13 protein-coding genes are annotated in these 12,527 nt (G+C 33.8%); 10 read left to right on the top strand and 3 right to left on the bottom strand.

Annotation, left to right across the window (positions count from 1 at the left end):
* Positions 1-55 precede the first annotated feature (55 nt).
* The 9 genes from miaB (at position 56) to FLAPXU55_RS18250 (ending at position 9,740) form a co-directional block, all read left to right on the top strand.
* Positions 56-1,501 carry a tRNA (N6-isopentenyl adenosine(37)-C2)-methylthiotransferase MiaB gene (gene miaB, locus FLAPXU55_RS18290; RefSeq protein ID WP_053470631.1) on the top strand — a complete coding sequence of 482 codons (1,446 nt, stop codon included), beginning with the start codon at positions 56-58 and terminating at the stop codon, positions 1,499-1,501.
* An 86-nt stretch (positions 1,502-1,587) separates the two neighbouring features.
* Positions 1,588-1,959, top strand: coding sequence for a GxxExxY protein (locus FLAPXU55_RS18285; protein ID WP_180860016.1), 372 nt, complete (start codon positions 1,588-1,590; stop codon positions 1,957-1,959).
* A gap of 135 nt (positions 1,960-2,094) precedes the next feature.
* Complete coding sequence (locus FLAPXU55_RS18280; protein ID WP_073488816.1) at positions 2,095-3,354, top strand: sigma-54 interaction domain-containing protein; 1,260 nt, start codon at positions 2,095-2,097, stop codon at positions 3,352-3,354.
* 98 nt (positions 3,355-3,452) lie between these two features.
* The gene (locus FLAPXU55_RS18275; protein ID WP_180860013.1) at positions 3,453-3,959 is read left to right on the top strand and encodes an LptE family protein; all 507 of its coding nucleotides are present in this window, start codon (positions 3,453-3,455) and stop codon (positions 3,957-3,959) included.
* Positions 3,960-4,056: 97 nt separating this feature from the next.
* Entirely contained in the window at positions 4,057-5,763 is a 1,707-nt protein-coding gene (locus FLAPXU55_RS18270; protein ID WP_180860009.1) for a tetratricopeptide repeat protein, read from the top strand.
* 4 nt (positions 5,764-5,767) lie between these two features.
* Positions 5,768-6,106, top strand: a complete 339-nt coding sequence (secG, locus tag FLAPXU55_RS18265; protein WP_073488821.1) for a preprotein translocase subunit SecG — start codon at positions 5,768-5,770, stop codon at positions 6,104-6,106.
* A 141-nt stretch (positions 6,107-6,247) separates the two neighbouring features.
* On the top strand, positions 6,248-6,523 hold the full coding sequence (locus FLAPXU55_RS18260; protein WP_012023920.1) for a co-chaperone GroES: 276 nt from the start codon (positions 6,248-6,250) through the stop codon (positions 6,521-6,523).
* An 85-nt stretch (positions 6,524-6,608) separates the two neighbouring features.
* Positions 6,609-8,237 carry a chaperonin GroEL gene (gene groL, locus FLAPXU55_RS18255; protein WP_053470637.1) on the top strand — a complete coding sequence of 543 codons (1,629 nt, stop codon included), beginning with the start codon at positions 6,609-6,611 and terminating at the stop codon, positions 8,235-8,237.
* Between the two features lie 300 nt (positions 8,238-8,537).
* A complete protein-coding gene (locus FLAPXU55_RS18250; RefSeq protein WP_053470638.1) occupies positions 8,538-9,740 on the top strand; it encodes an alkaline phosphatase family protein in 1,203 nt (400 codons plus the stop codon).
* A 50-nt stretch (positions 9,741-9,790) separates the two neighbouring features.
* Here the strand turns inward: FLAPXU55_RS18250 and FLAPXU55_RS18245 are convergent, their stop codons facing one another.
* On the bottom strand, positions 9,791-10,171 hold the full coding sequence (locus FLAPXU55_RS18245; RefSeq protein WP_180860006.1) for a DoxX family protein: 381 nt from the start codon (positions 10,169-10,171) through the stop codon (positions 9,791-9,793).
* Positions 10,172-10,291: 120 nt separating this feature from the next.
* Between FLAPXU55_RS18245 and FLAPXU55_RS18240 the strand changes: the two genes are divergently transcribed.
* Positions 10,292-10,627 carry a winged helix-turn-helix transcriptional regulator gene (locus FLAPXU55_RS18240; protein WP_053470640.1) on the top strand — a complete coding sequence of 112 codons (336 nt, stop codon included), beginning with the start codon at positions 10,292-10,294 and terminating at the stop codon, positions 10,625-10,627.
* Between the two features lie 8 nt (positions 10,628-10,635).
* On the opposite strand, the gene FLAPXU55_RS18235 is transcribed toward FLAPXU55_RS18240, so the two are convergent.
* Positions 10,636-11,475, bottom strand: coding sequence for an oxidoreductase (locus FLAPXU55_RS18235; RefSeq protein WP_180860003.1), 840 nt, complete (start codon positions 11,473-11,475; stop codon positions 10,636-10,638).
* A 91-nt stretch (positions 11,476-11,566) separates the two neighbouring features.
* Positions 11,567-12,475 carry a helix-turn-helix domain-containing protein gene (locus FLAPXU55_RS18230; RefSeq protein WP_180860000.1) on the bottom strand — a complete coding sequence of 303 codons (909 nt, stop codon included), beginning with the start codon at positions 12,473-12,475 and terminating at the stop codon, positions 11,567-11,569.
* Between the last annotated feature and the right edge of the window lie 52 nt (positions 12,476-12,527).

Below are 12,527 nucleotides of genomic sequence, written 5' to 3'. Positions count from 1 at the left end.
GCCATCTTGTCATATTGACTGTATTTACGCTATCTTTGCACTTTGAAATTTTACAATGGAAAAGATTATTGAAGAAAGTAAACAAGGCGAAAGTCTTGTTTTAGAAAATAAACCTGAGAATACTAAAAAACTATTTATAGAAAGTTACGGTTGTGCGATGAATTTTTCGGACAGTGAAGTCGTAGCTTCCATTTTATCTGAAGGCGGATATAATACAACTTCGGTTTTAGAAGAAGCTGATTTGGTTTTGGTTAACACGTGTTCAATTCGTGATAAAGCAGAACAAACGATTCGTAAGCGTCTTGAAAAATACAATGCGGTAAAACGTACGAACCCTAAAATGAAAGTAGGGGTTTTGGGCTGTATGGCAGAGCGTTTGAAAAGTCAGTTTTTGGAAGAAGAAAAAATAGTGGATCTTGTTGTTGGCCCTGATGCTTACAAAGATCTTCCGAATTTATTAGCAGAGGTTGAAGAAGGCCGCGACGCTATCAATGTTATTTTATCAAAAGAAGAAACTTACGGAGATATTTCGCCAGTTCGCTTAATGAGTAACGGAATTACTGCTTTGGTTTCAATCACTCGTGGCTGCGATAACATGTGTACGTTTTGCGTTGTGCCTTTTACACGCGGACGTGAGCGTAGTCGTGAACCTCAAAGTATTATGACCGAAATTCAGGATTTATGGAACAAAGGTTTTAAGGAAATTACACTTTTAGGTCAAAACGTTGACAGTTACCTTTGGTACGGCGGCGGTTTGAAAAAAGATTTCGTAAACGCTTCAGATATGCAAAAAGCGACTGCGGTTGATTTTGATCAATTGTTGGAAATGGTTGCTGTTGGATTCCCTAAAATGCGTATCAGATTTTCGACTTCAAATCCGCAGGATATGCACGAAAGCATTCTGCATGTTATTGCAAAATATCCAAATATCTGTAAACACATTCACTTACCTGTTCAATCTGGAAGTAACCGAATTTTAAAAGAAATGAATCGTTTGCACTCTCGTGAAGAATATATGGCTTTGATTGATAAAATTAGAGCAATTGTTCCAGATGCTTCGATTTCGCAGGATATGATTGCTGGTTTCCCAACCGAAACGGAGCAAGATCACCAAGATACGATGAGTTTGATGGAATATGTGAAATATAATTTCGGTTATATGTATTCGTATTCTGAACGCCCGGGAACTTTGGCCGGACGAAAAATGAAAGATGATGTTGAAGAAGAAACAAAAGCCAGGAGATTACAGGAAATTGTTGATTTACAGCAAAAACACGCTTGGTTTAGAAGTGAAGAATTTGTTGGAAAAACAGTTGAAGTTTTAGTAGAAAAAGTTTCTAAAAAATCAAAAGACGAATTCTCCGGAAGAAATTCTCAAAGTATTACAGTTGTTTTCCCAAAAGAGAATTATAAAATTGGTGATTTCGTAAACGTAAAAATCACAAGCTGCACCAGCGGAACTTTAAAAGGTGAAGCTGTTGGTTTGAGTGAAATGAATTAAGTTAGTTTGCCACGAATTACACAAATTTACACGAATTTTCTTTCATTTATTTTGTTATTCAATAAATTTGCTTGAAAAAGTAAATTATGGAATTATACAGAAAAGAAGAATATTTTAAAATTGTAGGCATTTGTATGGAAATTCACAGAATCCTTGGTGGAGGACTTCTTGAAATTGTTTATAAAGATGCTTTAGAATATGAGTTTAGAAAGCACAATATTCCGTTTGAACGCGAAAAGGAATACAGCATTCAATATAAAGACATTGTCTTAGCACATAAATTCTATGCTGATTTTGTTGTTTATGATGAAATTATTTTAGAGGTCAAAGCATCTAAAGAAATTATTGATGAACATACAGCTCAAACAATTAATTATTTAAAACTGGCAGATAGTGATTTAGGAATTATTATTAACTTTAATAAAAAGTCATTACAACATAAAAGAGTTATTCACTAACCCGATTTCAAAAAATTTGTGAAAATTCGTGAAATTCGTGGCAAAAGAAAAAATTATAAGCCGGAGTTTAAACGTTAAAGGCAAAAGGGTAAAACCTGAAACCTGAAACAAATAAAAACTTGAAACAAAATATACATGGAAACAGTTCAAGCAATAAAACAACGATTTGAGATTATTGGTAATGATCCAAAATTAAATCGTGCCATAGAAAAAGCCATTCAGGTTGCTCCAACTGATATTTCGGTTATGGTAACTGGGGAAAGTGGTGTTGGTAAAGAAAACATTCCTAGAATTATACATTCGCTTTCACACAGAAAGCATGGTAAATATATTGCCGTAAACTGTGGAGCGATTCCGGAGGGAACTATTGACAGTGAACTTTTTGGACACGAAAAAGGAGCTTTTACAGGTGCTACAAGTACACGTGAAGGTTATTTTGAAGTTGCTGACGGCGGAACTATCTTTCTTGATGAAGTGGGTGAATTGCCATTAACAACTCAGGTGAGACTACTGCGTGTTCTTGAAAATGGTGAATTTATAAAAGTAGGTTCCTCACAGGTTCAAAAAACCAATGTTCGTATTGTTGCTGCAACAAACGTAAACTTGTTTAATGCAATCGAAAAAGGAAAATTTCGTGAGGATTTATACTATCGTTTAACAACAGTCGAAATTACATTACCTCCTTTGCGTGAGCGAAATGACGATATTCATTTATTGTTCAGAAAATTTGTAGCCGATTTTGCCCATAAATACAAAATGCCTCCGTTAAAACTAGATGATGATGCGGTAAACGTACTTCAAAAATTTAGATGGAACGGAAACATTCGTCAGCTTCGAAATGTCGCTGAACAGATTTCGGTTTTAGAAACCAATCGCGATATTTCGGCTTCAACTTTATCCTCTTATCTTCCGTCAGAAGGAAGCAATTTACCATCTGTAATAAACGACACGAAAAAAGACAGCGATTTTAGTACTGAAAGAGATATTCTGTACAAAGTGCTTTTTGATATGAGAAGCGACTTAAACGATCTGAAAAAGCTGACTTTGGAATTGATGAAAAACGGCACTTCAAAAATGCAGGATATTAATCCGAATTTGATTCAGAAGATATACGGATCGCAGGAAAATGACAGCGAAATTGATTTTGAAGAAGAACCAAGAACAGCAGTTATGACTCCAAACACCCGCGAAGAAAACTATCAGCAGATTCCTGATGATAATTATTTATTTGCAGAAACTATTGAGGAAGAAGAAATTCTGCGTTTGGAACAAAAAGAAATCGAAATGATCAAAAAATCATTAGAAAAAAACAAAGGAAAACGAAAAGCAGCTGCAGATGAATTAGGTATTTCTGAAAGAACTTTGTACCGAAAAATTAAACAATTCGACTTGTAATTTCCTGCAAAGAAGTTAAAACTCAAAAATGTTTTAAACGAATTGAATATCTTTGACCCAAACGTTAGCAAACTGGCGAAGTAATCTTATAAAATAAAATGAAACACTTAAAATATCTTCTAATTCTTTTAATTGCGACAACTTTTAGCGGTTGCGGGTTTTACAATTTTACTGGTTCAACAGGGCAAATCGACGCTAAAACATTTCAGGTTAACTTTTTCCATAATAATGCTGATTTAATAGAACCAGGAATTGACAGAGATTTTACGCTGACATTACAGGATTTAATTCAAAATCAAACGAATTTAAACTTGGTTAGCAATGGCGGGGATTTGATATATGAAGGAGAAATTGTAGATTACAGAATTACACCAATGACAGCAACAGCTGATCAGCAAGCGGCACAAAACCGTTTAACTATACGTATTAATGTAAGGTTTACCAATAAAAAGAAAGAAACAGACGATTTTGAGAAACCTTTTGAATTTTACTATGATTTTGAAGGAAGAGATCTTCCAACCGGATCTACTTTAAATACAGCCATTAAAACGATTTACGAAAGAATCACACAGGATATCTTTAATGAATCACTGGCAAAATGGTAAAAATGTTTATTTGTTGAATCGGTTAATCGATTTTAAAGCAATTAAACAAATAAACGGTTAAACGAATAAACACAAAAAAACGATTAAACAATAAAAAATGAACGTTACTGATTATACATACTTAATGAACAAACCTGATGCTATTACAGAAAATCAGGCAGAAGCATTAGGAAGTGTTTTGAATGAATTTCCATATTTTCAAAGTGCCAGAGCGCTTCGATTAAAAGGACTTTACAAACAAAACAGTTTTAAGTATAATTATGCATTAAAAGTAACGGCGGCACATACGGCAGATCGTTCGGTATTGTTTGATTTTATAACTGCTGAAACTTTTACTTCTATTCAGAATGATTTTTACGATCAAAAACTAAAAGAACTTTTAGAGATAAAAGTTTTTGACAGCGAAGTTGTTACTTTTGAACCTGTTGTAAAAATCCCAGAAATCCGAATTGACCCAATTGAACAATCTATTCTAAAATCAATTAAAGAAGCGACAACTGTTGTTTTTGAAGAGCCTTCTAAAATTGAACAAAAAACAGCTGAAGTAATTATTGAAGAATCACCTTTAGCACAAACAGAAGAAATTGAACCTAATACTTTTGAAGAACCTGCAAAAGTTCAGGAACAAACAATTGAACATATTGCAGAACCATCAATTGTAATTCCTACGGAAGAAGAAATACTCAGCACTTTTAAAGAGGTAACTGATGAGGAAACTGCTGAAGATTTACTTACAGAGAAACCAATTGCTATTATTAATGAAGAAGAAATATTCAACTCTTTTAAAGAAGTAACTGAAGTTGAAGAAAAAACAATTGAGCCGGAACTTATAGAAGAACCAATCTCAGCATTTGAAGAAGAAAAAGCTGAAAGTTCTTTTAATGAACCAGCTGAAATTGAAAATATAACTGTTGAAGCAATTGTTAATGAATCTGTACTTACTCCAAGCGAGGAAGAAATATTGGATACTTTTAAAGAAGTAACCGAAACAGAAGAAGAAACAATTGAAACTGAAACAGAACAAACTATTTTAACTCCAAGCGAAGAAGAAATACTAAATACATTTAAGGAAGTACCAGAAGTTGAAGAAAAAACAGCTGATACTATTATCGAAAAACCTGTTACAAAAATAACTTTCTTTGATGAAGTAGTCGAAGACGATGAAATTGAGGAAGTTCATGTTGATCCAATCGAAGAATCTATAATAGTTTCTATTAAAGAAGCATCAACAGTAACTTTTGAAGAACCAATAATTGCTGAAGAACCAAAAGTCGAAACAGAACTATTAGAATTTGAAATTCCTAAAATTGAAGTTCCCGAATCTGTAAAAGAAGCAGAGGAGAATTTAGAAATAGGAAAACCAATAGATTTTGTACGTGAAAAACATTCTTTTCAGGAATGGCTGCAATTAGCTAAAGCAGAACCTATTGACAGAAGTTCAGATGCTCCAAAAGATGCAGAAACCGATGAAAAAAAAACAACTGAAGTGACTGAAATAGTTTCTGTTGAGGAAGAAAAGAAGAAAAAGGCAGAAATAATTGACCGTTTTATTGAAACAAATCCAAAAATTTCTCCAATAAAACCAACAATGTCTACTCCTCCTATTTCTTTTAATATTAATGAAGAGGAGAATTCATACCTAATGACAGAGACTTTAGCCCGTGTTTATTTGGAACAAAAAAAATATACAAAGGCCATACAAGCATATGAAATATTAATTTTGAAATATCCAGAAAAAATTAGTTTCTTTGCAGACCGCATTTCGGATATAAAGATTTTACAACAAAATAACAATAACATTTAATACAATGAGCACATTTTCAATTTTCTTAGTTTTAATCACAATAGTTTGCTTTCTATTGATCGTAGTAATTATGGTACAAAACCCTAAAGGTGGAGGATTATCTTCAACTATCAGCGGAACTCAAATGTTAGGCGGTGTACAAAAAACAACTGACTTTTTAGATAAAAGTACTTGGACACTAGCTACTATTTTGATTGCTTTAATCCTACTTTCAAGCTTAAGTTTTACTGGAGCTCTAGGTGATACAGGATCTAAAATTATTGATAAAACAGAAGCGCCTGCGTCTACACCAGCTGCGCCAGCTCAACAAACTCCTGCTCCGGCAGCACCTGCAGCAAAATAATAATTTTGATATAAATTAAAATGCCAGCCTGTCAAAGCTGGCATTTTTTTTAGGAAATAATGTCAGTTTACAGAGCATGGCACAATTTCTGAAAGTTTATTGAACATTAAAAAACGTATAACTTAATATAATATAAAAATCATGGCTTTAAACATTAAACCGCTTTCAGACCGCGTACTTATTGAACCTGTTGCAGCTGAGACTAAAACTGCTTCAGGTATTTTTATTCCAGATACTGCCAAAGAAAAACCACAAAAAGGTACTGTAGTAGCAGTTGGAAACGGATCTAAAGATCATACTATGACTGTAAAAGTTGGTGATACAGTTTTGTACGGTAAATATGCCGGAACAGAATTGAAATTAGAAGGAACTGATTATTTGATCATGCGCGAGGATGACATCTTAGCGATAATCTAAAAATAATATGTATCAGGTTGTAAGTATTAAGAATTAAAACTAAAGTAACTTGAAACAAATCAAACTTTAAACAAAAATTAAAAAAATGGCAAAAGATATAAAATTTGATATTGAAGCACGTGACGGATTAAAACGTGGTGTTGATGCATTAGCAAATGCTGTAAAAGTAACGCTTGGACCAAAAGGTCGTAATGTAATTATTGGAAAATCATTTGGTGGACCAACAGTTACTAAAGATGGTGTTTCGGTTGCAAAAGAAATCGAATTAAAAGACCCATTAGAAAATATGGGCGCACAAATGGTTAAAGAAGTTGCTTCTAAAACCAATGATTTAGCGGGTGACGGAACTACAACTGCTACAGTTTTAGCTCAGGCAATCGTAAAAGAAGGTCTGAAAAACGTTGCTGCAGGTGCAAATCCAATGGACTTGAAACGCGGTATCGATAAAGCGGTTGAAGCGATCGTTGCTGACCTTGCAAAACAAGCTAAAGTTGTTGGAAGCGATTCTGATAAAATCAAACAAATTGCTTCTATCTCAGCAAATAATGACGAAGTTATTGGTGAATTAATCGCTACTGCTTTCGCAAAAGTTGGAAAAGAAGGAGTTATTACTGTTGAAGAAGCTAAAGGAACGGATACTTTTGTTGACGTTGTTGAAGGAATGCAGTTTGACAGAGGATACCTTTCTCCTTATTTCGTAACAAACCCAGAGAAAATGGAAGTTGAATTAGACTCTCCATACATCTTATTATACGATAAAAAAGTATCTTCTTTAAAAGAACTTTTACCAGTTTTAGAGCCAGTTGCACAATCAGGAAAACCATTATTGATTATCGCTGAAGATGTTGACGGAGAAGCTCTTTCTACTTTAGTAGTAAACAAATTAAGAGGTGCTCTTAAAATTGCTGCTGTAAAAGCTCCTGGTTTTGGAGACAGAAGAAAAGCAATGTTAGAAGATATCGCAATCTTAACTGGTGGAACTGTAATTTCTGAAGAAAGAGGTTATACACTTGAAAATACAACTATCGAAATGTTAGGAAACGCAAAAAGAGTTTCTATCGATAAAGACAATACAACTATCGTAAGTGGTGCTGGTGAAGCAGATATCATCAAAAACCGTGTAAACCAAATTAAAGGTCAGATGGAAACTACAACATCTGATTATGATAAAGAAAAATTACAAGAGCGTTTGGCTAAATTAGCCGGAGGTGTTGCAGTTCTTTATGTAGGTGCAGCTTCTGAAGTTGAAATGAAAGAGAAAAAAGACAGAGTAGACGATGCATTACACGCAACTCGTGCTGCTGTTGAAGAAGGAATTGTTGCTGGTGGTGGTGTTGCTTTATTAAGAGCAAAAGCTGCATTAGCAGACCTTAAAGCGGATAACGCTGACGAAGCAACTGGAATCCAGATTGTTTCTCGTGCAGTTGAATCTCCATTAAGAACTATTGTTGAAAATGCAGGTCTTGAAGGATCTGTTGTTGTTGCTAAAGTTTCTGAAGGTTCAGGTGATTTTGGATACAACGCTAAAACTGACGAGTATGTAGATATGCTTACAGCTGGAATTATCGATCCTAAAAAAGTAACTCGTGTGGCTCTTGAAAATGCTGCATCTGTTTCTGGAATGATCTTAACTACAGAATGTGCATTAATTGATATTAAAGAAGAAAGCGCTGGCGGAATGCCAATGGGTGGCGGTATGCCAGGAATGATGTAATCGTTCTTTTCTTAAAACTTAAAACGCCAGATGAATGTCTGGCGTTTTTTTTGTTTTTGTTTGCCACAAATTACACAAATTTTCACGAATTATTTTTTTTTAGCCACAGATTAAAAGGATTCTCACAGATTATAATCTTTTTAATCCTTTTAATCTGTGGCAAACTTTTTCACACATAGCATTCGTGAAAATTCGTGCAATTCGTGGCAAACCTCTTTTTAAATTTATAATTGTTTAACATTCTGTTTTTGCTCTTAAAGGCGGTTATAGGTAAATTTGTGAATTCAATAAAATTCAATAATGAAAAAGCATTTTACCTCACTTCTATCTTTAATTTTCCTTTTACTTTCTTTTGTTTTACAAGCCCAATCTAGTAAAGACGCTTATGTAGTTTTAGTCTCTATGGATGGATTTCGCTGGGATTATCAAAAACAATTTAATCTTCAAAATTTAAAGCAGATCGCAAAAGAAGGCGTTCATGCAAAATCAATGAAACCTTCTTATCCGAGTAAAACTTTCCCTAATCATTATTCGATTGTAACGGGACTTTATCCCGATCATCACGGAATTATTAATAATGTTTTTTATGATGCATCACTAAACGAATCGTTTTCATTGTCAAGCAAAGCAAAAAATGATTCTCGTTTTTATGGTGGAAATCCAATTTGGAATGTGGCTGAGCAGCAAGGTGTAAAAGCGGCGTCATTCTTTTGGCCGGGATCTGATATTGACAAAAGAAATCCAAGTTATTATAAAAATTACGATAATAAAATTCCGTATGGAGCAAGAATCGATACCGTTTTAAAATGGTTACAGCTCCCAGAGAAACAACGTCCGCATTTGGTAACTTTATACTTTGACGAACCAGATCATACAGGACATAATTTTGGTCCGCTTTCTCCTGAAAACAAAAAAATGGTTATCAAAATGGATTCTATTATGGGAGAATTGTCTAAAAAACTAGATCAATTAGCCATCGGAAAACAAATCAATTTAATTATTGTTTCAGATCACGGAATGGCCGATATCAGCAATGATAAAAAGGTAGCTGTTCTGGATTATCTAAAACCGGAATGGCTGGGTTACAAAGATGTAATTAATCCAATTATGAGCCTTCAGGCAAAATCGGGTTTTCAGGATTCGATTGCAAACGCTCTAAAAAAAGTTCCACATATCAAGTTTTGGAAATCAACAGAAGTTCCGAAGAGATTACATTATGGAACAAATCCGCGAGTTCACGATTTTGTTATTGAAGCAGATAAAGGATGGAGTTTAGTTGGTAAGGAAAGTACACACATAAATGGCGGTACACATGGTTATGATAATGACGAAAAAGATATGCATGCTATTTTTTATGCCAAAGGCCCAGCTTTTAAAGTAGACAAAATTGTCCCAACATTTCAAAATGTTTCTGTTTATCCTTTAATCGCCCATATTTTAGGCTTGCAGATTGGCGAAATTGACGGAAAATTCATTGAAGTAAAAAACATGCTGAAAAATTAATTATAATTAAAACAAAAAAGCCTCATAGAATTTCTATGAGGCTTTTTTGTTTATTTTCTTCCCCAGACAACAAAAGCTGCCAAAATAGCAAGAAAAATATTAATACCTATTTGAGAAGCTTCTCCTCTGCAGATATGAAAAATACCGGCACTAAACATAAGAACAATTATTCCAATAGCCGTTAACCATACAAGTCTGGATTTTTGAATAAATGACGGAACTATAATTCCTATTCCCGCTAATAAATCAATTATTCCCGTTCCTTTTACCAATGCAACAGGAACCTCACCTGCCCAAGGCCACATCATAGATAATTCTTTTATTGAAAGAAATAATTTCATTGATGCTCCCCAAATAAAACATACAGATAAAATAATCTGTGATGTCCATAGCATAATAAGAACTGTTTTCGAATGTGGTTGTTTTTCCATTTGAGATAAATTATAAATTAAGATCTCAAAAATATTTATATTTACTTCCTTATTTACAGTACTTCCACTTTGGAAAGTGCTATCCAAAGTGAAAGTGGTATAATTATAAAATAAACTAAAATGCTAATTAAAGGCGGATGTCCAAAAACTGCACTTTCAATCAAAGATGCTTTAGAAGCATTGGAAGGAAGATGGAAATTGCTAATCCTGTTTTCTCTTTCGGCAGAAAATAAACGTTTCAACGAAATATCTAAAGCTGTTACCGGAATAACTGATAAAACCTTATCCAAAGAGCTGAAAAGCCTCGAAAGCAATCAACTGATAAAAAGGACAGTTTACGATACTTTCCCGCCAACTATTGAATACTCTATTACAGAGCATGGAAAATCTTTAGAAAATGTTCTAAACGAATTGCATTATTGGGGGCTTTTACACCGACAAAAAATGCTGGGCTAAAACCTTTTTTAAAAACCGGTTGAAACAGAAACTGGTTTCCATTGTTCCAATTCACTTTGAACACTTGCTATTTTTTGATTTGCCATATTGTAGGCATCCTCTCCTAAAAACAAATGTAACGGTGGGTTTTGGTCCTGACTTGCTTTAATTAATGCTTCTGCTAATTTTACAGGATCTCCAGGCTGATTTCCGTTGATATCGTCTTTGTGAGCGCTTTCAGATTCTCTAACGTTTTTGTATTCTGCAATTGGATTTTCCGGCAATAATAAAGAACTGTCTTTTAAGAAATCTGTTCTAAAATAGCCCGGATAAACGATAGTAGCGTGAACTCCAAAAGGCTTAATTTCTGCAGATAACGATTCTGTTAAACCAGCAACGGCAAATTTTGTAGAACAGTAAATTCCCCATCCCGGAAATTCTCCGTAATAACCACCAACAGAAGAAATATTAAAAATATGTCCAGATCTCGCAGCACGCATATACGGCATTGTATTTCTGATCACATTCAGTAATCCGAAAACATTTACTTCGTAATTTTTTCTTGATTCTGCATCAGTTAATTCTTCTAATGTTCCTAATAAACCATAACCTGCATTGTTTACTAAAACATCGATTGTTTTAAAATGGCTGACAGCTAATTCAATTGCATTTTTAACGCTTTTCTCATTAACTAAATCCATTTCCAGAGGAAGAAAATTTTCTGATGGATTTCCTAATACTTTCACTAAAGCTTCCTGACTTCTTGATGTTGCAGCAACTTTGAAACCTTCTGCTAATAATTTTTTAGCTAATTCTAATCCAAGTCCTTTTGAAGCACCTGTGATAAACCAAACTTTGTTATGTCCCATGATTTTAAATTTTTACGTTTTAATTACAGGACAAAGGTATAAGCGAAGTACTTCTGGAAAATTAAAGTAATCAAGCAAGAAGTTACAAAAATCAAACAATTTCGGTCAAACGATAGTTTTTAGGTGAAACCTGAACATTTTTTTTGAAGAAATTGATAAAATGAGACAATTCTTCGAACCCTAAACACCATGCAATTTCATTAATATTCCAATTGGTTTGTTTGAGCAGAATCATCGCTTCCTGAACAATTCTCTCTGAAATTATCTGCGATGTTGTTTTTCCGGTAGTTTCTTTTAATGCTTTATTCAAATGATTCACATGTACATTTAACTGACTTGCATATTCAGAAGGCCAGCGAAAATTAACTTGCTGCGTAATCGATTCAATCGGAAACTGGCGTTCTAATAATTCCAGAAACAAAGAAGAAATTCGAATCGTAGCATTTGATTTGCTATATAATGAAGTAGTTACAGTCTGCGTTTTAAGCGCAAGATGAATAATTTCGAAAACCAAATTTCGGAGCACATCATATTTAAATGCATAATCAGAATTGATTTCGTCAAACATTCTTAAATAAACCGTTTTTAAAGATTCGGCCAATTCCATAGAAATCGGAACAATCGGATTTCCGCCCGGTTGGAATAAAGGGTATTCTTTTAAATTTCCATATTGACTAAAAAAAGCGTCGGTAAAAATGCAGAAAAATCCGGTTTGATTTTCATCAACCTGTTCCCAATTATACGGAATTTGCGGATTGGCAAAAAACAAAGCCTGATCTTCTATAACCGAAATCTTATCGGCATAATGCACTTTGTTTTTTCCGATGATTAAACTGATTTTATAAAAGTCTTTCTGAGTATAGGGAAATGGTTTACAGATACTTCCAACAAAATCATCCAATTTAAAAACATTAAAATGTCCGATTTCTTTTTTAAGATTCTCGGGCATTCCGTTTACTTTTATTGTGTAAAAATCTTCTAAGGTTTCTGTCAGTTTCATTTTGCAAAGTTACGAAAATCAAACAAATTAGATAATTTAATAATTAGAAAAT

It is taken from the genome of Flavobacterium panici, assembly GCF_903819335.1.
GTDB lineage: Bacteria > Bacteroidota > Bacteroidia > Flavobacteriales > Flavobacteriaceae > Flavobacterium > Flavobacterium panici.
The sequence above is the reverse complement of the archived record's forward strand: the minus strand, read 5'-3'. Positions and strand labels throughout refer to the sequence as shown.